The sequence below is a fragment of the Micromonospora sp. WMMD735 genome, from assembly GCF_049178995.1.
Classification (GTDB): Bacteria; Actinomycetota; Actinomycetes; order Mycobacteriales; family Micromonosporaceae; genus Micromonospora; species Micromonospora wenchangensis.
Genome location: NZ_JBMHMJ010000002.1, coordinates 1,795,362 through 1,819,893, shown reverse-complemented (window position 1 = coordinate 1,819,893; position 24,532 = coordinate 1,795,362). Strand labels below are relative to the sequence as shown.

General features: G+C 73.4%; 18 protein-coding genes. 14 read left to right on the top strand and 4 right to left on the bottom strand.

What is annotated here, in order from left to right:
* Nucleotides 1–59: 59 nt before the first annotated feature.
* The gene (locus ACN268_RS08060; protein ID WP_204923063.1) at nt 60–1,292 is read right to left on the bottom strand and encodes a PucR family transcriptional regulator; all 1,233 of its coding nucleotides are present in this window, start codon (nt 1,290–1,292) and stop codon (nt 60–62) included.
* A gap of 221 nt (nt 1,293–1,513) precedes the next feature.
* Here ACN268_RS08060 and ACN268_RS08055 point away from each other — a divergent pair, with 221 nt between their 5' ends.
* The 11 genes from ACN268_RS08055 to ACN268_RS08005 all read left to right on the top strand — a co-directional run bounded on the left by ACN268_RS08055 (nt 1,514) and on the right by ACN268_RS08005 (nt 17,611).
* The gene (locus ACN268_RS08055; RefSeq protein ID WP_421482507.1) at nt 1,514–2,431 is read left to right on the top strand and encodes a dihydrodipicolinate synthase family protein; all 918 of its coding nucleotides are present in this window, start codon (nt 1,514–1,516) and stop codon (nt 2,429–2,431) included.
* Nucleotides 2,432–2,630: 199 nt separating this feature from the next.
* Nucleotides 2,631–4,676: a M6 family metalloprotease domain-containing protein gene (locus ACN268_RS08050; RefSeq protein ID WP_421482506.1), complete on the top strand. Its 2,046-nt coding sequence runs from the start codon at nt 2,631–2,633 to the stop codon at nt 4,674–4,676.
* Nucleotides 4,677–4,752: 76 nt separating this feature from the next.
* Nucleotides 4,753–5,205 carry a hypothetical protein gene (locus ACN268_RS08045; protein ID WP_421482505.1) on the top strand — a complete coding sequence of 151 codons (453 nt, stop codon included), beginning with the start codon at nt 4,753–4,755 and terminating at the stop codon, nt 5,203–5,205.
* Entirely contained in the window at nt 5,202–5,783 is a 582-nt protein-coding gene (locus ACN268_RS08040) for a TlpA family protein disulfide reductase (RefSeq protein WP_421482504.1), read from the top strand. Before ACN268_RS08045 ends, ACN268_RS08040 begins: the two co-directional genes overlap by 4 nt.
* 451 nt (nt 5,784–6,234) lie before the next feature.
* Nucleotides 6,235–7,347, top strand: a complete 1,113-nt coding sequence (locus ACN268_RS08035; RefSeq protein ID WP_421482503.1) for a sugar phosphate isomerase/epimerase family protein — start codon at nt 6,235–6,237, stop codon at nt 7,345–7,347.
* 404 nt (nt 7,348–7,751) lie between these two features.
* On the top strand, nt 7,752–10,970 hold the full coding sequence (locus ACN268_RS08030) for a ThuA domain-containing protein (RefSeq protein WP_421482501.1): 3,219 nt from the start codon (nt 7,752–7,754) through the stop codon (nt 10,968–10,970).
* A 238-nt stretch (nt 10,971–11,208) separates the two neighbouring features.
* The gene (locus tag ACN268_RS08025; protein ID WP_421482500.1) at nt 11,209–12,462 is read left to right on the top strand and encodes a glycosyltransferase family 4 protein; all 1,254 of its coding nucleotides are present in this window, start codon (nt 11,209–11,211) and stop codon (nt 12,460–12,462) included.
* Nucleotides 12,463–12,564: 102 nt separating this feature from the next.
* Nucleotides 12,565–14,064, top strand: coding sequence for an O-antigen ligase family protein (locus ACN268_RS08020; protein ID WP_421482499.1), 1,500 nt, complete (start codon nt 12,565–12,567; stop codon nt 14,062–14,064).
* A gap of 11 nt (nt 14,065–14,075) precedes the next feature.
* Entirely contained in the window at nt 14,076–15,149 is a 1,074-nt protein-coding gene (locus tag ACN268_RS08015) for a Wzz/FepE/Etk N-terminal domain-containing protein (protein ID WP_421482498.1), read from the top strand.
* A gap of 6 nt (nt 15,150–15,155) precedes the next feature.
* Nucleotides 15,156–16,769, top strand: coding sequence for an oligosaccharide flippase family protein (locus ACN268_RS08010; RefSeq protein WP_421482497.1), 1,614 nt, complete (start codon nt 15,156–15,158; stop codon nt 16,767–16,769).
* Nucleotides 16,766–17,611 carry a sulfotransferase family protein gene (locus ACN268_RS08005; RefSeq protein WP_421482496.1) on the top strand — a complete coding sequence of 282 codons (846 nt, stop codon included), beginning with the start codon at nt 16,766–16,768 and terminating at the stop codon, nt 17,609–17,611. Before ACN268_RS08010 ends, ACN268_RS08005 begins: the two co-directional genes overlap by 4 nt.
* A 231-nt stretch (nt 17,612–17,842) precedes the next feature.
* Here the strand turns inward: ACN268_RS08005 and ACN268_RS08000 are convergent, their stop codons facing one another.
* Genes ACN268_RS08000 through ACN268_RS07990 form a run of 3 tightly spaced genes read right to left on the bottom strand, consistent with a single transcriptional unit; the run spans nt 17,843 to nt 21,082 of the window.
* A complete protein-coding gene (locus ACN268_RS08000) occupies nt 17,843–19,327 on the bottom strand; it encodes a hypothetical protein (protein ID WP_421482495.1) in 1,485 nt (494 codons plus the stop codon).
* Between the two features lie 20 nt (nt 19,328–19,347).
* Nucleotides 19,348–20,154: a sulfotransferase family protein gene (locus ACN268_RS07995; protein ID WP_421482494.1), complete on the bottom strand. Its 807-nt coding sequence runs from the start codon at nt 20,152–20,154 to the stop codon at nt 19,348–19,350.
* Entirely contained in the window at nt 20,147–21,082 is a 936-nt protein-coding gene (locus ACN268_RS07990; RefSeq protein WP_421482493.1) for a hypothetical protein, read from the bottom strand. Before ACN268_RS07990 ends, ACN268_RS07995 begins: the two co-directional genes overlap by 8 nt.
* Before the next feature lie 240 nt (nt 21,083–21,322).
* Between ACN268_RS07990 and ACN268_RS07985 the strand changes: the two genes are divergently transcribed.
* The 3 genes from ACN268_RS07985 to ACN268_RS07975 are packed head-to-tail and all read left to right on the top strand — an operon-like array spanning nt 21,323 to nt 24,525.
* Nucleotides 21,323–22,567 carry a glycosyltransferase gene (locus ACN268_RS07985; protein ID WP_421482492.1) on the top strand — a complete coding sequence of 415 codons (1,245 nt, stop codon included), beginning with the start codon at nt 21,323–21,325 and terminating at the stop codon, nt 22,565–22,567.
* Nucleotides 22,564–23,610 (top strand): sulfotransferase family protein, encoded by a 1,047-nt coding sequence (locus ACN268_RS07980; protein WP_421482491.1) that lies wholly within the window; start codon nt 22,564–22,566, stop codon nt 23,608–23,610. Before ACN268_RS07985 ends, ACN268_RS07980 begins: the two co-directional genes overlap by 4 nt.
* 3 nt (nt 23,611–23,613) lie before the next feature.
* Nucleotides 23,614–24,525 carry a sulfotransferase family protein gene (locus tag ACN268_RS07975; protein ID WP_421482490.1) on the top strand — a complete coding sequence of 304 codons (912 nt, stop codon included), beginning with the start codon at nt 23,614–23,616 and terminating at the stop codon, nt 24,523–24,525.
* The last annotated feature ends 7 nt before the right edge of the window (nt 24,526–24,532 follow it).

Genomic DNA, 24,532 nt, shown 5'->3' with positions numbered 1-24,532 from the left:
CACAGCACGGGTGGCGTGGGTGTCCTTTCCCGACGGTCCACGGGTGACCCCACGACGCCTCAGGACGCCGACCGGTAGTGGCCGGTGAGCCGGCCCAGCTTCATCGCCAGGTGCAGGCACAACCGTTCGTTGCCGTCCTTGAGGTCGGTGTCGGCGAGCTGCTCGACCCGTTGCAGCCGGTAGTAGAGGGTGGTCCGGTGCAGCCGCAGCTTCTCGGCGGTCGCGTGGGCGTTGCCGGCCAGGTCGAGGTACGCCTCCAGGGTCTCCAGCAGCACCTGGTGGGCGTCGTCGCGCAGCAGCCGCTCCAGCCCGGGGTGCACCCCGGCGACGTCGAGGTCCCGGCCGTCGAGCTGCGACAACACCCGGTAGATGCCCAGCCCGGCCCAGGAGACCACCGGACCCAGCGCCGGCAGTTGCACCCCCACCCGGGCCGCCTGCACCGCCTCCCGGTAGGACTGCACCGCGTCGACCAGCCCGGGACGGGGCTGACCGATCCCGGTCACCGTCCGCTCCACCGAGGACAACCCCCGGGTCGCCTGCCGCAGCACGTCGTCGAGATGCCCGGCGGCGGCCTGCGGGGTGGGCCGGCCGGCGATCCGGCCGCCGCAGATCAGCAGCACCCCGTGGTCCGGCCAGACCATGTGCAGCGACTCCCGGACGCCGAGCCACCGGCGGGTCGCCACCAGCGCCTGCTCCAGGGCGATCCGGGCCACCTCGTCGGGGTGCCGCCCGTCGGCGGGGGCGAGCTGGGCGACCACCGCCGTGGTCGTGCCGTCACCGGCGACCGTGCCCTCCTCCAGCAGCGCCCGGACGGCGTGCGCACGGGCCTGCGGGCTCTCGACCAGCAGCGTCCGGGTGGCCTCGGACTCCCGCTGCGAGGCCAGCTCACCGAGCAGGTTCTCCCGGTAGAGGGCCAGCGACAGGTCGGTGAACGCGCCGGTCGCGGTGGCGATGTCGGCGTCGGTCATCGACCCGTCGTCGTCGATGAACCAGACGAAGCCGAGCAGCAGGTCGTCGTGCCAGATCGGCACGCAGACCCGGGGGAGCAGGTCGAGGTCGACGTCGGCCGGGGTACGCACCGGCTCACGGGCGGTGAGCACGCCCATCCGACGGAACCAGGCGATCACCTCCGGGGTGGTCTGCCGGCGCAGGATCGACATCCGGCGTACCTCGTCCATCGGACCGTCGTGTTCGCTGTAGACGACCACCCGCTGCCGCCGGTCCTCGATGAGGGCGGGCCGCCCCACCCGCGCGGCGACGGCGTCGACTATGCGCTGAAGCTCACCGTGCATGGATCTCCCCTGGTTGGCTGGCGCGGCAGGGGGTGCGACAGCCTGCCCTACCCTGTGCGGCCGGTGGGCCTGTGCGCAAGGTCCACCGGGGATCTACCGACAAAAGGACGGCCCCCACGGCGACTGTTCCGGCAATTGTCCGAAGCACCGTGGTGATCGACGATCGTAAGGTTCCGGTGCGGTGGGCAGCGGGCCGCCGGCGCGCAGGAGGGAACGCCCGAGTGACAGCTGGTAGGCCCTGGCGGGGGGTGCTGGTCGCCGTCACCACGCCGTTCCGCGACGACCTCGGCGTCGACTTCGACCGGCTCCAGGAGCACGTGCGCTGGCTGGCCGAGGCGGGCTGCCACGGGGTGACCCCGTGCGCGTCGGTGGGGGAGTACCGGGCGCTGTCCGACGACGAGCGGACCGACGTGGTGCGGGCCACCGTGCAGGCCGCCCCGCCGGGCTGCGCGGTGCTGCCCGGGGTCGGCGGGTACGGCAGCCGGCAGTCCCGCCGCTGGGCGGAGCAGGCCGCCGCCGCCGGGGCGCACGGGGTGCTCGCCCCACCCCCGGACGGCTATCCCGCAGGCGACGCCGACGTGGTCGCCCACTACCGCGAGGTCACCGCCGTCGGCCTGCCGGTGGTGGCGCACAACGACCCGTACGACACCCGGGTGGATCTCACCCCGGAGCTGCTGGCCCGGGTCGCCGAGACCGACGGGATCGTCGCGGTCGAGGAGTTCTCCGGCGACGTACGGCGGGTGCACCGGATCCGGGACCTCTGCCCGCACGTGGACGTGCTGGCCGGCGCGGACGACGTGTTGCTGGAACTGGTGCTGTGCGGGGCCCGGGGCTGGGTGTCCGGCCTGTCCAACGCGTTGCCCCGGCCGGCCCTGCGCCTGTACGACCTGTGCGCCGCCGGTGACCTGGCCCGCGCGTTGCCGCTCTACGCCGAGCTGCACCCGGCCTTCGGCTGGGCTTCCCGGCCGGAGGCGGTGCAGGCCATCAAACTGGCGATGGACGCCGCCGGGCGGTTCGGTGGCCGCTGCCGCCCGCCGCGCGGTCCGCTGCCGCCACCGGCCGCCGCCCGGCTGCGCCGGGACCTGGTCCGGGCCCTGTCAGTCACCGTCGATCCGGTAACCGACGGTCGCCCCCGCTGAACCCGGCGACCGGACGTGACCCGCCGCCGGTCCTTCAGGTGTCGGAAGCCGCCGGGCCACCTGCCGACATCTGCACGGTGACCGGCCCCGGCCCGTCCTCCTAGATTCGCTGCGCGGCCCGGTGTGCGGGCGTCCCGGCAGCCACCCCACGGGACCCCGGTCGCCGGCGGCCGCGTCCCTCCCGACGAGAGGTGAACCCGTGCACCGTGTTCCCCGTAACACCCCCCGACTGCGGCGTCGCGTGCTGGCCGCGGTCCTGGCCGGCACGCTCGTGGTGACCGCCGCGACGCAGGCCGCCGCGGCCCCGGCCAACCCGGCCGGCGGCACCGCGCCGTTCCAGGTCCTCGACCCGCAGGCCTGGCAGAACCCCGACACCATGACCTGGGACGACTACCGGGCGGTGCCCGGCAAGAACTGGGCCGACCCGAGCGTGCGGGGCTCGCTGCGCAACTTCAAGATCGCCCTGGTGGCGCTCGACTATCCGGACCAGACGTTCGCGGTGTCCCAACGGGCCCGCTCGACGGTCTTCGGCAACCCCCAGTCGGTCGCGGCCAACATCCCCCGCGCCGACGTGCCGAAGTTCTACCAGGACTTCCTCAACACCCCGAACACCCTGAACAAGGGGCACACCCTGCACGAGTACTGGATGCAGGACTCCAACGGGCGCTACGGCGTGGACCTGGCCGGGTTCGGGCCGTACCAGCTGCCGGCGAAGTCCTACCAGTACGGGCTGGACAGCAGCTTCAACCCCGGCGCCTGCCCGAGCGGGGAGGCCTGCAACAAGAACATCCGCACCGACGGGCTGGGCGCGTGGCGGGCGGCGGTCGGTGACGAGGTCGCCAACCAGTACGAGCTGGTCTTCATCCTCAGCGCCGGGCAGGACGAGTCGTCCACCTGGCAGGAGTTCGGGCAGATGATCTTCCAGAACAAGGAGGACGTGCCGGACTCCTGGGGCCCGCCGGACCCGAACCTGCCGAACTGGGCCAAGACCCGTTACGTGGAGTGGACGTCCTGGAAGGCGGCGGCGACGCTGTGGCCCAACGCCGGTGGCGGCTCCTCCACCCAGGGGGAGAGTTCCGGCATGGGGGTGTACGCCCACGAGCTGACCCACCTGCTCGGCATCGGCGACAACTACAACAACCCGTACGGCGAGCCGTTACGGCGGGCGTACACCGGTATCTGGAGCATGATGTCGCGCGGGTCGTTCAACGGACCCGGTGGCCCGCACACCCGCTGGCAGATCCCGCCGACCAACGGCGGATCGATGGGCTCGCTGCACACGGTGCGGGACAAGCTCAAGATCGGCCTGCTCGGTGAGGAGCACGTGCTGCGGCTGTCCCGGGAGGCGCTGGCCTCGTCCGGGCTGGTCACCGCCCAGGTGACCGCCCGTGCGGTCGACGCCGGCCCGAAGGGGCTGACCGGCGTGAACATCGCCATGAACAAGGACCTCTCGCCGGCCTGCACGGTGGCCACGAACCCGCTGTGCGACGGCGGGAGCTTCAACAACTACACCGTCGAGGTCGTCGACCGGATGGGGGCGGACTCGTTCACCCCGGACCGGGGCGTGCTGCTGAGCAAGACCAAGAACGCCGACAGCGCGCCGTTCCAGTGGGTGGTGGACGCCAACCCGCAGGACATCGACATGATCGACTTCTACCGGCCGGACGGCACCCCGCAGAAGATCACCATGGGTGACTACCGGCAGCTCTCCGACGCGCTGTTCCACGCCGGGGCGGACACCGGCAGCCAGTACGAGTACGTCGACGAGGCCAACCGGCTGCACTTCTACGTCATCGACCTCAAGCGGGACGCGGCCGGCTCGCTGTCGTACACGGTGGCGGTGCGGTCGCTGGACGGCACCGGGGGCCCGAGCACCCACGGCGTGTCCCTCGGCAAGGGCGAGGTGACCAGCACCGGCAAGCCCACCAACCGGGGCGTGACCTGCTCGTTCGAGCTGACCAACAGCGGCACCTACTCCGCCGGCGGCCAGCAGCACCCGGAGGACGCGACCGCGTACCTGAAGTCGGACGTCTACCGGCTCTCGGCGGAGGTGGCCGGTAAGGGCTGGCGGACCTGGCTGCCCAACCCGCTGGCCACCGCCCAGTTCGGCAAGTCCACCACCGTGCGGGTGTCGGTGGGGGCCACCGCCGCCGCCGCGGACACCGGCTTCGTCAAGCTCACCGCGACCTCGGAGAGCGACCCGTCGAAGACGGTGACCAGGCAGTGCCGGGTGGAGAAGTCCTGACCGGAATCGACCGATGCCGTGGGTCCGTGGTGGCGCAGGCCGCCACGGACCCACGGCACGGGTGGGAGGAGACCACGTGCGGCTGACCACGAGCGCCCGCCACGGCGTCGGCGCGCTGGCGATCCTGCTGCTGGTCGGGGCCGCCGGCTGCGGTGACGCCGACGCCGGACCGGAGGCGGCCACCCCGACCACCGTCCGGGTCCTGGTCCGCGACATCAACATCCGGGCCGTGGGCGTGGACTGCGCCGGCACCGGACCGTACCTCTACTTCCACCACCGGGCGCCGTTCCGGGTGCTCGACCCCGACGGGGCGGCCCTGGTGACCGGGACGCTGCCGGCGGGCACGGCGGTGGCCGCGTTCGACGAGGACCTCGAGGTGGAACGGGTGCCGACCTACTGCGAGTTCGCGGTGCCGGTGCGGGTGCCGCAGCGCGCCGGGTACCGGCTGGAGGTGGCCGGCCGGCCCGCGCTCGACCTGACCCCGGACACCAGTGAGGGCCCGGCGCTGGTCGCGGTGGTGCCGGCGTGAGGCGGCTGCTCGCCCCGCTGCTGGCGGTGCTGGTGCTGGCCGGCTGCACCGCCAGCCCGGCCGACCGGCCCGCACCGGCGGCCCTCGCCGGGGGTGCCGCGACGTTGCCCGGACCGGTCCCCGCCGACCTCGCGCTGCGCCCGCCGCCAGGCGGCGCGCCGGCCGCCCCGGCGTTCACCGGTGGGCTGACCGACGGCACCCCGCTCACCGCCGCCCGGCTCTGGGCCGACCGCCCGGTGGTGTTCACCTTCTTCAGCTCCTGGTGCACCACCTGCGCCGACCGGCAGGACGCGCTGAGCGAGCTGGCCCGCCGGCACCGCGACCGGGTGGTCTTCGTCGGGGTGGCCGGCGCGGACCAGGCCGACGAGTTGCAGGACTACCTGCGGACGCACCGGGTGGAGTACCCCGTCGTGGTGGACGACCAGCAGACCATCTGGCGGTCGTACGCGGTGCGCGAGCCACCGGCGGTGGTGCTGGTCGCCAGGGGTGGCGCGTTGCTGCGCGGCTGGCCGGGCGGGCTGGACGCGGCGGCGCTGGAGCAGCGGCTCGGGGAGCTGGTGCTGGCCGGTCCCGGGTAGCGGACCGGGCTCCCCGCACGGCGGACCGACGCTCCGGTCGATGGTGGAGCGGTCGGGGGCGACGCGACGGGCGTGGTGTCGATTCGATTGCGGTCGACCCCGCGCCCCCGCGTCGCGTCCGCCTGTCCGCGTCCCATTGTCGTCGGTGTTCGTGCTGGTGAGGGACGGGGCATCGACCGGGGAGCCGATGGTGGGCGACCGTTCGGGCATCGGTTCTGACCATCAGGAACTTTTGTTCTCGCGAACAAAAGTTTCTCCGTCGGAGGTCTATCTTTAGCCGTCGGCCACCGTTAGTGTCCGGTTCACAGACGTAACACGGTTGACATCCCCCCTTGACCGAGCAGTCATCCACCGGGCCACGCGTATTCGGCGGCGCAGGTCCTTCGAACTCTCCCAGCAGGACTCGCACGTCTCAGTGGCCCGTCAGGGCCACCCTCGAAAGGTGGAACTTGTGAACGAGGATCAGCGCCGCATGGCCTCCGACCCCCAGTACCGCGCCCAGGTCACCCGCCGTAAGCTGCTGGCCGCGTCGGCCGGTGCCGCCGCCGTGCTCGGCGCGGCCGGCCTGCCGGTGCTCCAGACCAAGGGCCCGGCCCGCGCGGACGGCAAGTGGCAGGTCGACCCGCTCATCCCGGCGCAGAACCGGGGCATCATCCTCTACAGCGTCCGGGACCGCATCTCCGCCGCCCCGGACGACAGCGGCGTGCCCTACGGCTTCGAGCGGGTGCTCGCCAGCCTGGCCGAGATGGGCTACAAGGAGATCGAGTTCGCCGGCTACAACCAGCACACCTCGATCCTGGGCCGGCAGATCACCCCGACCGAGATCCGCAAGATCCTGGACGACAACGGGCTGGTCGCCAACGGCACCCACACGTCGATCAACGCGGCCACCTTCCAGCAGCAGCTGGACATCGCCGAGGAACTCGGCATGAAGAACATCGGCACCGGCAGCGACCCGACCAACAGCGCCTACCAGTCCGACTGGGACGCCGCCGCCGACCTGTGGAACGAGCTGGGCCGGCAGGCCAAGGAGCGCAAGATGCGCCTCTACACCCACAACCACGACGTGGCCTACTCGTTCCTGCTCGACAGCGGCCCGCTGGACGCCAACGGCAAGCCGACCCGCTCCTCCGGCGTGCGCCGGCTGGAGTACTTCTTCGCCAAGACCGACCCGAAGTACGTCTACTTCGAGTGCGACATCTACTGGGCGTACGTGGCCCGGTTCAAGCACACCAAGTACACCAACTCGGCCGGACAGCAGAAGACCTCGCTGTTCGACCCGATCCTGAACGTGGCCCGGCGCACCAAGCGGTTCCCGCTGTTCCACGCCAAGGACGGCAACCGCAACTCCGCCCTGGCCAACGGCTACGAGATGATCCCGCTCGGTGAGGGCGACATCAACTTCCAGCAGTTCTTCCAGACCATCGGCGAGTCCGACTTCCACCACGCCAACTGGGAGATGGACACCGCCCCCGGCGGTGCCGCCAACCCGGGCCAGTCGCTGGACTTCGCCCGGCTCAGCTACGCCAACATGGCCGACCTGACCATCTACCACCAGAGCTGACCCGCCCGGCGGCCGGCAGCCGGCCGCCGCCAGCGCACCGACCGGCGGTCGCACCACCGCCGGCGGCACCGGCGGTGGCGGTCGCGTCCCCCGACGCGACCGCCACCTCCCGGGCCCGCCCCGAGGAGTCCGGGCCGCCCGGCGGCCCCGGACACCACCGGGCGTGCCGCCCCGGCGGGCCCGTACCACCTGATCACCTCTTCCGACCCGTGACCCCGGGCCGCGCTGCCGCGCGCCCCGGCACGGGCCCCGGCCGTACGCAGCTCCCCGGTCGGCGAACCGCACGGGGTCGGGACGGCGTCGTCCCGTCCCCACCGGAGAGCGAGACGCGGCACCGCACCACCCGGGTGGCCCCGGCACCCGCCCGGAGCAGGCAGCACATCGTCCCCCACCGGAGGAACCAGATGGCAAGATCGGTACACCGATGGCTCGCCGCGATCGCAGGGGTCGGGATCGTCGTCCCGCTCGCCGCGACCGCTCCCGCGTTGGCCCAGCCGGCCCAGGACCCGACAAGCGTCCTGGTGTTCACCAAGACCGACGGTGAGCGTCACCCGTCGATCGACAAGGGCGTCAACGCGATCCGCACCCTGGGCAAGGGCAACGGCTTCACCGTCGACGTCACCCAGAACTCGACCGCCTTCTCCGACGACAACCTGGCCAGCTACGGCGCGGTCGTCTTCCTCAACACCACGGGCGACGTGCTCAACGGCGGCCAGGAGGCGGCCTTCGAACGCTACATCCGCAACGGCGGCGGCTACCTCGGCGTCCACGCCGCGGTCGAGGCCGAGCCGTCGTGGACGTTCTACCGCGACATCGTCGGCACCACCGCCGCCGGTACGGCGTCGAGCGGGGCGGCCACCATCGACGTGGCCGACCGGGCGCACCCGGCGAGCAAGCCGCTCGCCCGGCAGCTCACCCTCGACGACCAGTGGTACAACTTCACCACCAACGTCCGGGGCACCGCCCACGTGCTGGCCACGGTGGACGAGAAGAGCTTCACCGGCGGCACCATGGGCTACGACCACCCGATCTCCTGGTGCAAGGACTTCCAGGGCGGCCGGTCGTTCTACACCGGACTCGGTGACAGCGCCGACACGTACGCCAACTCGGCGTTCCGCAAGCACCTGCTCGGCGCGATCCAGTGGTCGGCCGGCATGGTCCAGGGCGACTGCGGCGCGACCGTCAAGGCCAACTACGAGAAGGTCATCCTCAACGACGAGCCGGGCGAGCCGATGACCCTGTCGGTGCTGCCCGACGGTCGGGTGCTGCACAACACCCGGGCCGGCGAGATCCGTCTCTACGACCCGAAGACCGGCGCGAGCCCGGTCATCACCACCATCCCGGTGTACCAGCACGACGAGGACGGCCTCCAGTCGGTCACCGTCGGCCCGGACTTCGCCACCGACAAGTGGGTGTACGTCTACTACGCGCCCAAGCTCGACACCCCGACCACCGACGCGCCGGTGACCAGCACCGACCCGAACGCGTGGGACGCCTACAAGGGGCACAACCAGCTGTCCCGCTTCAAGTGGGTCGAGGAGCCGACGCCGCACCTGGACCTGGCCAGCGAGCAGAAGATCATGAAGGTCGACACCGACCGGGGTGTCTGCTGCCACGTCGCCGGTGAGATCAAGTTCGACGGCAAGGGGCTGCTCTACCTGGTCACCGGCGACGACACCAACGCCGGTGGCTCGGACGGCTTCACCCCGATCAACGAGTCGCCGACCCAGGGGCCGGGCTACGACGCCCAGCGTTCCGCCGGCAACACCAACGACCTGCGGGGCAAGGTGCTGCGGATCAAGGTGAAGGCCGACGGGTCGTACAGCATCCCGGCCGGCAACCTGTTCCCCGAGGCCGAGGACCGCGACGACAAGACCCGCCCGGAGATCTTCCTGATGGGTCTGCGCAACCCGTTCCGCTTCGACGTGGACTCCCGGGGCTTCGTCTACATCGGTGACTACTCGCCGGACTCGCAGGTGCCGAACGCGGTCCGCGGCCCGGAGGGCACCGGCCGGTGGATCGCCGCCAACAAGGCGGGCAACTACGGCTGGCCGTACTGCTACTCGCCGACCCTGCCGTACATCGACTACGACTTCGTCACCAGGCAGTCCAAGGGCGCGTTCAACTGCGCCGCACCGGTGAACGACTCGCCGCGCAACACCGGCCGTCGGGTCCTCCCGCCGGTGCAGGACCCGCAGCTCAACTACACCTTCCGGGCGACCACCACCTGCGCCGAGGCGTACCTGAGCACCCCGCCCGGCACCTGTGAGTTCCAGTGGCCGGTGCTCGGCACCGGCGGCGTCGGCCCGATGGGCGGCCCGGTCTACAAGTACGACGCCGCGCTGGACTCCGCGACCAAGTTCCCGGAGTACTACCACGACGCGGTGGTCTTCGGGGAGTTCACCCGGGACAAGATCTTCATGATGCGCACCAACGGCAGCGGCAAGCTGGTCGGGGTGGAGCAGTTCCTGCCGGGCTTCGTCTTCGACAACCCGATGGACATGGAGTTCGGCCCGGACGGCAACCTCTACCTGTTGGAGTACGGCGACGGCTTCTTCCGGGCCAACCCGGACGCCGCGCTGTCGGTGATCCGCTACGCCAAGGGCACCCGCGCGCCGGTGGCGGAGCTGAAGGCCAGCCCGACCTCGGGTGCGGCGCCGCTGACCGTGCAGTTCTCCGCCGAGGGCTCCTACGACGCGGACCCGGGTGAGACCATCACCTACGCCTGGGACTTCGACGGCAACGGCACCACCGACTCGACCGACCGGGACGCGTCGCACACCTACACCACCGTCGGGGTGTACACCGCCAAGCTGACGGTCACCGACACCAGCGGCAAGACGGCGGTGCTCACCCGCGAGATCACCGTGGGCAACACCGCGCCCACCGTGAAGGTCACCTCGCCGCTGTCGGGCACCTTCTTCAACTGGGGTGACACCGTGCCGTGGACGGTCACCGTGACCGACCCCGAGGACGGCCCGATCGACTGCAGCCGGGTCACGGTCTCCTTCGTGCTCGGCCACGACACCCACGGCCACGGCATGAGCGACGCCAACGGCTGCTCGGGCTCGTTCGAGACCCCGGCCGACGGCGCCGACCACGCCGGTGGCTACCTGTACGGCGCGATCAGCGCCACCTACACCGACAAGGGCGCCAACGGCCAGCCGGCGCTGTCCTCGCTCGACCAGATCGTCCTGCAGACCTTCCGGCAGCAGGCCGAGTTCGCCCAGGTCCAGCAGGGTGTCACCCTGGCCAACACCACCGACGCCGGTGGCGGGCAGCACGTGGCCGGCATCGACAACGGTGACCACATCGCGCTCGACCCGATCAACCTGGGCGGGATCGACAAGATCACCTTCCGGTACGCCGGTGGCTCCACGGCCACCGCCGGAACCCCGCGCGGCATCGTCGAGCTGCGGCTCGACTCGCCGACCGGTGAGCTGGTGACCAGCGCGACGCTCAACGCGACCACCGGCACCAGCGCCTGGGCCAGCCAGACCTTCCCGGTCAGCCAGGCAGCCGGCACCCACGCGCTCTACCTGGTCTTCAAGCCCGTCTCCGGCGGACCCACGACCAGCCTGTTCAACCTCAACTGGGTGGAGTTCGGCGGCCCGACCTCCTGACGTCACCCTCCGGTCGCCGGGAGGACGGAGACTCCGTCCTCCCGGCGGCGTATCGGCACCCGGCGGTCACCGGCGGTCGACCGGTCGGCACCGCGGGTGTCCGACCTGGCCGGACGCCGGCGGTGGCCGGTCAGGTCTGACTGACCGGCCAGTGGCCGACCGGACGTCGATGATCTAGCGTCCCGTGCGCCGGGGGCCGCGCCACCGCCCCGGTGGTCAGCGAAAACGAGGGGGGACAGTGCCGTTCCGTAACGATGCCGTCGACCGGGGAGAGCAGCTGCTTCCCGACCGCACGGAGCCGAGCCTGACCCACCCGCCGGCCTGGCGTCCCCTGCGGGTGGCGATGATCGGCCAGAAGGGCGTGCCGGCCACCTACGGGGGGATCGAACGGCACGTCGAGGAGATGGCCAGCCGGCTGGCCGGACTCGGCCACGAGGTGACCGTCTACTGCCGGGACAGCTACGGCGCGGTGGAGACGACCCGGCACCGGGGCATCCGGCTGCGGCGGGCCCGCACCGTGCCCAGCAAGCACCTCGACGCCATCGTGCACTCGGCCACCTCGACCCTGGCGGCGCTGACCGAACGCCCCGACATCGTGCACTACCACGGCCTCGGCCCGGTACTGACCGCGCCGCTGGCCCGCTACGCCTCCCGCGCCCGGGTGGTGCTCACCGTGCACGGGCTGGACAACCAGCGCGACAAGTGGGGCCGGGCGGCGCGGGCCGTGCTCGGCACCGCGTACCGGCTCAGCGGTCACCTGCCCGACGCCCGGGTCACCGTGTCCCGGGGCCTCGCCGCGCACTACACCAGCCGGTTCGGCCGGCCCGCCCGCTACATCCCCAACGGCGTGGCCGCCCCCACCCACCGGCCGCCGGGCGAGTTGTCCCGCTTCGGCCTGCGCCCCGGCGGATACCTGCTGCTGGTCGGCCGGCTCGTCCCCGAGAAGGCCGCCGACCTGCTGGTGCGGGCGTTCCGACGACTCCCCACCGACCTGCGGCTGGCCATCGTCGGCGGCTCGGCGTTCACCGACGGCTACGTCGCCCGGCTCCGCGAGGCCGCCGGTGACGATCCACGCATCGTGTTCACCGACTTCGTCTACGGCGACGTGCTCGCCGGGCTGTACTCGCACGCCGCCGCCTTCGTCCAGCCGTCCCGCCTGGAGGGGTTGCCGCTGACCCTGCTGGAGGCCGCCTCGTACGGGCTGCCGGTGGTGGCCAGCGACATCGAACCCCACCGCGAGGTGCTCGACCGCGACGCGCCGGGGCAGCGGCTGTTCCGCGACGGCGACGTCGACGACCTGCTGCGGGCGCTGGGCACCGTGACCGCCGACCTGCCGGCCGAACGGGCCGGCGCGGCCCTGCTGCGCGACCGGGTGCTCGCCGAGTACAGCTGGGACGCCGCCGCCCGTGAGCTGGAGAGACTCTACTTCTCGCTGGCCCTGCGCGCCCCCGCCCCGGGGAACCGGACGTTGGGTCGCCCACGGTCGGCGTAACGGCCCATGTCCCCCGACCTCGGCGACCGTTAGATTAGGCCGTTCTTCCGGCCGTCGGCGGCGACCGGCAACAGTTCCCAGGAAACGAGTGGTCGGCGAGCGGTGGACGGACAGCGACACGGCACGGAGGGTGACCTCACCCTGCCCGACGGCGGGCGGCGACGGTGGGCCGCCGGTGATCCGACCGCCCGCCTGCTGACCGTGGGCGCGGCGCTGCTGTGCGCCGGGGTGGCGCTCGGCGTCGGCCTGACCGCGTCCGGTGGTGGCCGGGTCGGCGCGGTGCTGCCCCTGGTGGTCCTCGCCGGACTGGCCGTCGGGGTGCTCGCGCTCACCCGGTTCGCGGCGTACGTGCTGCTGATGCTGGCGGTCCGCTCCTGCGTCGACCTGTTCAAGCTCAGCGGCCCGACCGCCGGCCGGGCCGACGGCGCCGGGGCGACCCGGGCGATGGACCCGTCGACGATCCTCGCGGTGCTGTTCCTGCTCGCCGCCGGCCTCTGGCTCGCCGCCCAGCTCCGCCAGCGGGGCCGGCTGCGCGGCTCGCCGCTCGGCGTGGCGATGCTGCTGGTCGGGGCCACCTGCCTGGTCAGTGCGGCAGGTGCCGCCCAACCGGTGCCCAGCGCCCTGGAGGCGCTGCGCATCGGCACCGTGGTGGTGATGTTCGTGGTCCTGGAGCAGCTGATGCCGGACCTGCCGGCGGTCCGCCGGGTGCTGCTCGCCGCGTACGTCTCGCTGGCGCTGGCGGTCGGCTACACCGCCGTGCTGTCCCTGCTCGGCCACCCCCCGGCCGAGATCAAGGGGGACTTCACCCGGATCAGCGGCCCGTTCAGCCAGTCCACGACCTTCGGTCGCTACCTGATGTTCATGGTGATCTTCGGGTTCGGCATCCACCGCTACCTGAGCCGCCGGCTGCGGCTCGGCCTCGGCGTGCTGCTCGCCGCGTCGCTGCTGTTCCTGCTGCTCACCAACACCCGCAGCGCGATCCTCGGGGCAGGGCTGGGCCTGCTGGTGGTGGCGGTGCTGCACCGCAGCCGGCGGATGCTGGTGGCGCTCTGCCTGGTCGCGGTGGCCGGGGTGGCCCTGCTGCCGAGCGTGGCGCACCGCTTCGGGCAGCTCGCCGACAGCAGCGCCGTCGGCGGCGGCCCGACCGGCAACACCCTCGCCTGGCGGGTCGGCTACTGGTCGGAGATCGTGTCGCTGGCCAACCGCAACCCGGTCACCGGGATCGGCCCCAACATGACCAAGTTCGAGGCCGACGAGGCGAAGAAGCCGCACAACGACTTCCTGCGCGCGTACGTGGAGACCGGGCTGGCCGGGCTGCTGGCGTACCTGGCGATGATGGCGCTGTGCCTGCACACCGGGCTCAACGCGCTGCGCCGCGCCCCACCGGGCACGCTCGGCCGGGGCATCGCGATCGGGTTCCTGGGCTGCGCGGTCGCCTTCGTCGCGGTCAGCGCGGCATCCAACGTGATCTCGAACGTGGTCACCCTGTGGTATTTCGCGGCGTTCGCCGCGGCAGCCGGCGCGGTCGCCCGGGGGCTACCGGCCGAGCCGACCCGGGCGGCGACGCCCCGACCGGTGACGACCGCCCGGACCAACCGATGAAGGATCAAGCAGTGGGGAGCAGCAGGGTGGAGATCGTCGACTATCTGCGGGTCGCGCGGCGTCGGCTCTGGCTGCTGGTGGGCATTCCGCTGGTGGCCGGGGCGGCGGCCGCGCTGATCGTCCTGCTCGGCCCGCAGCAGTACGCGGCCACCTCGTACGTCGCCGCCCCCGCCCTGGTCGGCGGCAGCGCGGCCCAGCAGTACACCGGCACCCAGGCGGCCAACCAGTTCGCGGCGGCCTTCGCCGCGGCGGTGACCTCCCCGCAGGTGGTCGACCAGGTGGCCGCCGACACCGGGGTCTCCGCCGACGCGCTGCGCGACGGCCTGGCGGTCAAGCAGGTCGGGGCGAGCAGCCAGCTCACCGTCACCTACACCGCCACCGACCGGTCCACCGTCGCCTCGGTGCTCGCCGCGACCGGCAAGCGGGCCCTGGCCTTCCTGTTCGCCAGCCAGGTCGGCATCGCCACCGACGAGGTGAAGACGGCCACCGACGAGCTGACCACCGCCACCCGGGCGATCAACGACTGGGAGAAGGCCAACAAGGTCAGTCAGCCCGACAAGCTCTACCAGTCGACCCTGCAGGAGATCGCCAGCCTGCGGCAGCAGCAGTTGCAGATGCAGGCGGTCGGCAACACCCGGGGCGCCAACGCCGCCGCCGAGTCGATCAGCGCCGGGCAGAAGCGGCTCGACGGGCTCGGCCCGAAGCTGCCCGACTACCAGGCGCTGATCGCCCAACGCGACAGTGCCACCAGTGCGTTGGCCTCGGCCCGGCAGGGGCTGCAACAGGCCCGCGCCCAGTCGCAGGCCGCCGACCCGGAGAAGGTGACGAGCGTCGGCGAGGTGCAGCCGGTGTCCCGGGTCAGGGCGCTCGTCGCCCTGGTGCTGCCGGTGTCCGGTGCCGGCCTGCTGCTGGCCGTGCTGCTGGTGGCGGTGCTGGAGTGGCTGCCGCGCAGCCGCCGGTCCGGTCAGCGGCCGGCGGTCGGCCGGGCCGCCCCGGCGCTGACCGGTGGGCGGCGTGGCGGCGACGACACGGTGGTGCTGCCGGTCGTCACCTCGACCGTGCCCGAGCAGCACCGACGCCGGTAGGTGGTGGTGGCGCACGCGTCCGCGCAGGGCGACAGGCACGTCCGGGGGATGGCCCGCGGCGGCGGGCTCAACCTGCTCGGTGCCCTGCTCAGCCAGGCGGCGGTCTTCCTGATCATGCTGCTGCTGGCCCGGGTGCTGGGCATCCGGGAGGTCGGCCGGTACGCCCAGTGCTACGCGGTGCTGTCGCTGGCCGGGCTGCTGTCGCTGTCCGGGTTCCGGGCCGGCCTCACCCGGTTCGTGGCGGTGCACCTGGCCGACGACGACGCCCCGGCGCTGCGCGGCACCGTCCGGTTGGGACTGGCCGTCTCGGCCGGCTCGTCGGTCCTCCTCGCCGGGGCGCTGGCCTGGGGCGCACCCTGGCTGGCCGACCGGCTGCACGACCCGGGGCTGGTCACCGGGCTACGGCTGGTCGCGTTGACCCTGCCCGCCTCGACGGTCTGCGAGGCGGCGCTGGCGGCGACCCGGGGCTGGCGGACGCAGCGGCCGTTCACCTTCATCGGTCAGCTCTACGAGCCGGGCACCCGGCTGCTGCTCACCGCGCTCGCCCTGCTCACCGGGGCCGGGCTGACCGGCGCGTTCTGGGCGCTGGTGGTGGCCGGCTGGTCGGCCGCCCTGCTGGCCCTGCTGGCGCTGGCCCGGCTGGTCCGCCGGGTGCCGCCGGCCCGCCCGGTGCACCGGCCGGGGGAGCTGTTCCGCTTCTCCACGGTCAGCTGGGTGTCGTCGCTGTCGTCGACCGGGCTGATCTGGGTCGACACCCTGCTGCTGGGTTTCTTCGCCAACCCGGACATCGGCGTCTACAACGTCGCCACCCGGCTGGTCACCGTCGCCATCTTCGTGCTCGCCCCGGTCAACGCGGCGTTCGGCCCGTACCTGGCGCACCTCTACCACCGGGGGGACCTCGACGACGTCCGCCGGGTCTACGCGGTGGCAACCGGCTGGGTGGTGCGGCTGTCGCTGCCGGCGTTCGTGGCGCTGCTGGTCCTCCCCGGCGACCTGCTGCGGGTCTTCGGCGGCGAGGTCGCCACCGGCGCGGCGGTGACCGTGGTCCTCGCCCTCGGCCAGCTCGTCAACGCGGCCACCGGCCCGTGCGGCACGGTGCTGAACATGTCCGGCCGGGTGGCCCTCAACATGGCCGACAACCTGGTCGCCCTGGTGCTCAACGTGCTGCTCAACCTGTGGCTCATCCCCGCGTACGGGATCGTCGGCGCGGCGGCGGCGTGGAGCGCCTCGCTGATCGTGGTCAACATCGCCCGGGTGGTGCAGGTCCGCCACCTGACCGGCGCGCTGCCGTTCACCGTCGGGATGGCCAAGGGGCTCGCCGCCGGAGCCGCCGCGCTGGCCGCCGGGCTGCTGGTGCGCTGGCTGGTGCCGGGCTGGCCGTGGCGACCGGTCGCCGGGCTGACCGCGATCGTCGCCGTCTACCTGGGGACGGTGCTGGCGCTGGGGCTCAGCCGGGAGGATCTGATGGTGCTGCGTACCCTGGCCCGCCGACGCCGCCGCGGCGACCCGTCCGACGCCACCGGGGACGCCCCGGGCATCGTCCCGTCCGACGACGGCCCGCCGCCCTCCGGGGTGGGCGGGGGCGGCCGGGACACCTCCGGACGGGTGGTGTCGCGGTGAGCACGGGACCGCGCCGGGCCACCGTGGACCGGCTCCGTCGGGTGGTACGCGGCACCCGCGCCTGGTCCCGGGCGGCGCTGCCCGGCCGGGTCGGCGCGCTGCCCGACTTCCTGATCATCGGTGGGCAGCGGTGCGGCACCACCTCGCTGCACCACTACCTCGCCGCGCACCCCGACGTGCGGGCCGCCACCGGCAAGGAACTCCAGTTCTTCAGCCTGCACTTCGGCCGGGGAACCCGCTGGTACCGGGCGCACTTCCCGCCGGCCGCCCCGGGCCGGCACAGCTTCGAGGCCAGCCCCTACTACCTGTTCCACCCCGGCGTGCCGGCCCGGGTGGCGGCGACGCTGCCCGAGGCCCGGTTCGTGGCGCTGCTGCGCGACCCGGTCGAGCGGGCCTACTCGCACTACCTGCACACCCGGTCGTACGGGGTGGAGCCGTTGGGCTTCGCCGAGGCGCTCGCCGCCGAACCGGGGCGGCTGGCCGAGGCGCTGGTCGACGGGCCGGACACCCCGGCGGCACACCACGCGCTGCGTAACTTCTCCTACGCCGCCCGGGGCCGCTACGCCGAACAGCTCGACCGCTGGTACGCCCACCTGCCCGCCGACCGGCTGCACGTGATCCGCAGCGAGGACCTGTACGCCGACCCCGCCGGCACGTACGCCGGGGTGCTGCGGTTCCTCGGGCTGGCCCCGTTCACCCCGGCGGAGTTCGCCCGGCACACCCGGCGGACGGACAGCGGGCCGTCGCAGCTCACCCCGGCGCTGCGGGCCGACCTGGCCGCCGGGTTCGCCCCGCACAATGCCCGCCTGGCGGACCTGCTCGGCTGGTCGCGTACCTGGTGAGCGAGCGGCCCACCTCCCGTTGCCGGGGTGAATGCCGCCGCGCCAGCTTGCGGGACCATGAACAGATTGCGATCAAGTAGCCGACACGCCGAGACCAGTGCACCGAATCGCAATGTGATCATGGGAGCCCGACCCACCCGCCCGTGCCCGACCGCACCCCCCTGTGTCCCGACCGCATTGCCCCGGGCCCCACCGCACCTCGCACCGCAGCGGGTGCGGCGGGGGAGCCGGTCAGCGGATCGGGGCGAGGACCGCGTCCGGGGTGCCGGTGGCGCGCAGCAGCACCGGACTCGGTCCGATCGGCAGCGCGCCCGCGCGGGCGGCCGGGTCGGCACCGACCGGGCCCCCGGTCACCCCGCCCGTGGCCGGCAACGACACGGTGCCGGTGGAGGTCGACCAGACCACCAGGGTGCTCTCCGCGCCGCGCCGGAACGCCACCCCGGTCAGGCCCTTGGCGTTCACCGGTTCGACCGTCGCGTCCCGCGCCGCCGCCGCCAGGGCGGCCATCATCGCGCCGGCCTGCCGCTGGGTGCCGTCCGGGTCGAGCAGCCCGTAGCGGACCTCCGCGCCGGCCCGGTTGTTCGGGTTGTACGCCAGCGGCAGCCAGAGCACCTCACGGACGCCCCCCGCGACCAGCATGCTGACCACCTTGACCATCTCGTCGCCCCGGGCCGTCGCGTCGTCGTCGCCGTCCTTCCAGAACTGGCCGACCTCCCACGCCTGCACGGGCACCCCGGCCGGGGTTTCCGCCCGCAGGTAGTCCAGCAGCGCCGGCACCCCGGAGAAGTGCTCGTAGAAGTGCAGTTGCCGGACGTCGACCACCCGGTCGTCGAGCAGCTTCTCGGTGACCGCGAGGTAGGCCAGGTTGCGGGAGTTCTGCGCGTTGTCCAGCGCGGTACGCAACGCCGTCGGGTCGTTCACCGCCGGGATCAGCCGACCCCGGGTGCCGATCCGCCGCTGGAAGTACGCCTGGTAGGCGGCGACGGCCTGGTCGGACTGACCGGCGCGCAGCAGCCGGTCGGCGACCCCCATCCCGTACGCGACGCTGCTCATGCCCGAGTCGACCACCTTGGCCTGCGGGTCGGCCGCGCGGATCGCCTCGGCGGCGGCGGTGACCAGCCGGCGGTAGTCCTCGGGGCTGCCCGCCCAGTACTGCTGGGCGTTGACCTCGTTCTCGATGGCGTACTCGCGGACCCCGTACGGGGCGTACCGCTGCACCAGCGAGCGGACGAAGCTCTGGTAGGCGGCCAGGTCCTGCGGCATCGCCGACTCGGTCTTGTTGGCCTGGCCCCGGGTGAACTTCGCCGTCCCGCCGGTCGCCCAGCACACCCCGGTACGGATCTTCAGGTGCAGGGTGATGCCGAGCTTACGGCTGCGTTCGGCGATCTGGTCCACCGCCGAGAAGTCCGGGCTGCCCTGGGTCTTCTCGATGTCACACCAGCTCAGCTCGTGGTACGTCGCCGAGCCGGCGAGCTTCTCCAGGTAGGGGACGAACTGGTCGTGCCGGGAGAAGTCCCAGTGCGCGCCGAACGGGTTGCGGACCGGCGCACCGGCCGGCAGCGGCGTACCGCTGGCACCTGCCGACGGGGCGGCCGACGGCGCGGTCGCCGACGGGGCCGGCCCGGGGGCGGGATCGTCCGAACAGGCCGCCGAAGCGACCAGGGCGAACAGCACCGCCCCGGCGACCAGCATCCGCCGCCCGGCCCGGCGGGCCACCGGCGATCCGGCCCGGCGGTTCACCGGTAGCCCAGTTCGCGCAGGGTGGCACCGGAGAAGACCCGGACCAGCAGCCGCAGGAAAGGGTCCAGCTCGCGGCGGTAGGTGCCGACCCGCGAGCCGTAGATCGGGGCGTCGGTGCCGGCGGCGGCCCGCCGTCGCTCCGCCTCGGCGGTGTACTTGCCCGCCACGTCGTGCTGCTTGCCGTCGTAGTCGAGCACGCCTGCCTCCCAGGGTTCGCCGAGGAACTCGAACAGGCCCCGCATGGCCTTCTCCGGGTCGGTGACGGTCTCCTCGTAGCGCAGTTCGTGGTAGCGGTCGGCCGGCAGCCGGGCCCCGGCGGCGCGGGCGACGCGGATGTAGCGCGGCCACTTCACCACGCACTTCACCGCCGACCAGTAGCCGAACCGCTTGCGGTGCGACACCACCACGTCCCGGCCGTCCCGCACGACGTGCACGAACTGCGCGTCGGGGAAGACCTCGGCGAGGAAGTCGATGGACAGCGCGTACAGCGGGGTCTTGTCGGCCCAGCGGCTCTTGCCGCGGGACCGGGCGTAGTCGGCCTGGATGCCGCCGAAGAAGTCGGCGATGCGGGCCAGCCAGTACTCCCGGGGGAACCCGAAGCGGGCCAGCCGCTCCCAGTCCCGCCCGACGATGCGTTGCATGTCGGCCAGGAACCGGGTCTCCGGGCCGCAGCTCACCCGGGAGTGCGAGTCGAGCACCAGGCGCAGCATCGTGGTGCCGGAGCGCTGGCAGCCGACCAGGAAGATCGGCCCCTGCGGCCGGTCCGGCCGGGCGTCGGGCAGCGGGGTGTGCGGTTCAGCCACGGTCCACCGCCTCCTGCCGGCCGGCCGACGCGTCCAACCGGCCGGTCAGCTCGGTGCACAGCGCCCGCACCCGGTCGTCGATGTCCAGCCGGGGCCGCGCCGGGGTGCGCGCGCCGACGTGCGCGTGCAGCGCCGGGTCGTACGGCAGGTCGAGGAAGGCGCACAGCCGCCGGGTGTACCCCGCCGGGTCGGCGACCAGCGCGTCGTACGAGCAGAGCAGGGTGTCCGGCCGGTCGGCCAGCCCGAGGGAGAAGTACAACGCGTTGCGCACGTACCAGAACAGGGCGGCGGCGGTGTGCGGGGTCATCCGGTCGTAGTCGAAGCCGGCGACCAGCTCCCGGGTCGACGCGTCCAGCCGCTGCCCCTGCCAGCGGTCGGAGATGGTGCCGTCGGCGATGGCCCGCAACGCCCGCAGGTTGGCGTCGCCGAACTTCGCCACCTCGGAGCGGGCCCGGTCGTCGACGTCCCGGTACGCCCACAGCGCCCGCCCCGGCGCGACCCCGGGCAGGTCGAGCAGCTCGTCCACCCGGTGCGTGTCGCACAGCGGCTTGACCAGCACGTACCGGTGCCGGCTGCGGGTGACGACGGCGGCCAGCACCGGGTCGGGGCGCAGCCGGAAGCGGTGGAACACGGCCCGGTCGTTCTCGTTGCGGACCTCCACCGACGGGTCGGCGTCCAACCCCCGGGTCAGCATGTTGGTGCCGGAGCGTTGCAGCCCCACCAGGTAGACCGGGACGGCCCGGCCGGGCGGCCCGGGGTGGGCCCGTCGCCAGCGCCACTTCGCCAGCGCGGTGCGGGCCCGCTCGACCGGGTCGAGCCGGTCCTCCTCGATCAGCCGCCGGACGCCCTCGGTGCGTGCCCAGCGCAGGTGCCGGCGGACCCGTCGGGCGGTGTACGCCAGCGCCGAGGGTTCGTCGGGGTGGGGCACCGGGTCCTCCTCGGGCACGTCGGGCGGGGTGGGGCACACGGTACCGGCAGATCATCACGGCTGACCACGTGGCCGTGTGGTCAGCCGGCGATGGGCCGTGTGGCTACTTGGGGATCATGAGCTGGACTCACGACACCGGTGTTGCATACGGTGGGGCCCCTGGTCACCGCTGCTGTCCGGGGCGACCACCCCACCCCGCGACCCCCGACGGACCCCAGCAGCCATCTCCGGAGCAGGCCGATGCGTGTCCTCCACGTCAACAAGTTCCTCTACCGGCGCGGCGGCGCCGAGGGCTACCTGCTCGACGTCGCCGAGCTGCAGCGGGGCGACGGCGACGAGGTGGCGTTCTACGGCATGACCCACCCGGACAACGACGCGCCCACTCCGTACGCCAGGCACTTCCCGTCCCACGTGGAGCTGGACCCGACGCCACGCGGCGCGGGCGCCCGGGCGGCGGTCGCGGCCCGGATGATCTGGTCGCCGGCCAGCCGGCGGGGCCTGGCCCGGGTGCTCGACGAGTTCCGGCCCGACGTGGTCCACCTGCACAACATCTACCACCAGCTCTCCCCGTCGGTGCTGGCCGCGGTGCGGGCCGCCCGGGTGCCGGCGGTGATGACCCTGCACGACTACAAGCTGGCCTGCCCCAGCTACCAGATGCTCGACCGGGGAACGGTCTGCGACGCCTGCGTGACCGGCGGCCCGCTGCGCGCGGCCCGCCGCCGCTGCAAGGACGGTTCACTGGGGGCCAGCTCGCTGCTCGCCGTCGAGTCGTGGCTGCACCGCACCACCCGGGCGTACGGGCCGGTGCAGGCGTTCGTCAGCCCGAGCCGGTTCCTGGCCGACGTGATGCGTCGGGCCGGGGTCTTCCCCGACCGGATGCACGTGGTGTCGCACTTCGTCGACGTCGCCGCGACGGCGGTGAAGACGGCACCCGGGGGCCCGGTGGTCTTCGCCGGTCGGCTGGCCGCCGAGAAGGGCGTCGACGTGCTGATCGAGGCGCTCACCCGGCTGCCCGACGACGTCGTGCTGGAGGTCGCCGGGGACGGCCCGGCCCGCGACGGGCTGACCGAGCTGGCCCGGCGACGGGCCCCCGGCCGGGTCCGGTTCCACGGCCGGCTGGACAAGGCCCGGCTGCACGAGCTGGTCCGCTCGGCCACGGTGGTGGCGGTGCCGTCGCGGTGGAACGAGAACCAGCCGATGGCGGTGCTGGAGGCGTACGGCTGCGGGGTGCCGGTGGTCGCCTCCGACCTGGGCGGCCTGCCGGAGCTGGTGACCCCGGGGGTGGACGGCGAGGTGGTGCCCGCCGACGATCCGGCCGCGCTGGCCGCCGGGCTGCACCGGGTGCTGGCCGACCCGCAGCGGGCGTACCGGATGGGGCGGGCCGGGCGGGCGCGGGTGGAGCGGGACTTCTCCCCGCAGGCGCACCTGACCCGGCTGCGGGAGGTCTACGCGACCGCCGCCCGGACCGTGCGGGAGCCGGTGTGAACCCCCCGGTGCGGGTCCTCTACCTGGCCGGCAGCGGACGCAGCGGCAGCACCCTGGTCACCACCGTGCTGGGTCAGTACGACGGGGTCTTCGCCGCCGGGGAACTGCGCTACCTGTGGCAGCGCGGCGAGGTGGAGAACCGGCCCTGCGGCTGCGGCCGACCGCTGCGGGACTGCCCACTGTGGCAGCGGGTGCGCCGGGAGCTGCCGACCGACCGGGCCGCCGCGATCGCCGCCGGGCTGCGCGGCCGGCTGCGGATGCGCGGCCTGCCGGCGCTGCTGCGCCGGCACCGCCGTGGCGTCCGGCCGGTGCCCGCGCATCCCGACGACGCGGCGCTGGCCGACCTGTACGCCGCCGTGGCCCGGCACACCGGGGCCCGGGTGGTGGTCGACTCGTCGAAGCTGCCCCCGTACGGCGCGTTGCTCGGCGCGTTGCCCGGCGTCGAGCTGCGGGTGCTGCACCTGGTGCGCGACCCCCGGGCCACCGCGTTCTCCTGGCGTCGCCGCCGGGGGCTGGACGGCGACGCCGACCCCGAGCTGATGAGCCGACCGCCGGTGGCGAAGGCCGCCCTGCTCTGGCTGGTCTGGAACACCGTCACCGTCCGGCTGTGGGCCGACCGCGCCCCGGCGGGCTACCTGCGGGTGCGCTACGAGGACCTGACCGCCGACCCGGAGGCGACGCTGCGCCGGATCGCCGCGTTCGCCGGGGTGGACCCCGACGGCGGCCCGTTCACCGGCCCGGCGACGGTCCGGCTGACGCCGACGCACTCGGTGGCCGGCAACCCGTCGCGGCACCGGACCGGTCCGGTGCCGATCACCGCCGACGTGCAGTGGCGGCACAACCTGTCCCGCCGGTCGTACGCGCTGGTCACCGCGCTGACCGCGCCGGGGCTGCGCCGGTTCGGCTACCCGTGGCGGCGCGGCGGCCCGGGGCCCGGCCCGGCGGTGGGGTCCGGGCCGGCTGTGGTCTCCGGCCAGACGGTGGGGTCCGGGGGGTCGGCGCAGGTCCGGCAGTCGGCGGCGGCCGGGCACGAGGAGGGCTGAGCGATGTTGGCGGTGGTGGTGGGCACCGGGCGGTGCGGGTCGACCCTGGTGCAGGAGCTGTTGTCCCGGCATCCCGGGGTCGGGTTCGTCTCCGGGGTCGACGACAAGCTGTCCCGGCTCAACCTGGCCGGCCGGTTCAACGGCCCGCTGTACCGGCGCTCCGCGCCCCGCCCGGCGGGCATGACGTCGCTGCGGCACAGCCGCCGGCTGCTGGAGAAGGGTCGGCTGCGGGTCGCCCCGTCGGAGGCGTACCACCTGCTGGACCGGCACGTGCTGGCCGGTTTCTCCCGCCCGTGCCGGGACCTGAGCGCCGACGACCTGACCCCGTACCTGCGGCGGCGGCTGCGGGCCTTCTTCGACGCCCGGATCGAACGGCAGGGCTGCCGGCTGCTGCTGCACCACGTGACCGGGTGGCCGCGCACCGGGTTCCTGCGGGCCGGCTACCCGGAGCTGCGGGTGGTCAACGTGGTCCGCGACGGTCGGGCGGTGACCAACTCCTGGCTCCAGATGGGCTGGTGGGACGGCTGGCGCGGACCGGAGAACTGGTTCCTCGGGCCGCTGCCGACCGACCTGCAGCGGGAGTGGGAAGAATACGACAGGTCGTTCCCGGTGCTCGCCGCGCTGGGCTGGAAGATGCTGATGGACTCGTTCGCCGAGGCCCGCGCCGCGCACCCGGAGGGGCAGTGGCTCGACGTGCGCTACGAGGACCTGCTCGCCGACCCGCGCGCCGAGGTGGCCCGGATGCTCGACTTCCTCGGCCTGGACTGGTCACCGGCGTTCGAGAAGGGGTTCGGACGCTACCGGTTCCACGCCGGGCGGCAGGCCGCCTACCACGAGGAGTTGGGCGTGGCGCAGCTCGCCGCCGTGGAGCGGGTGCTGGACAAGCCGCTGCGCCAGTGGGGCTACCGGGGCTGACCGGGCC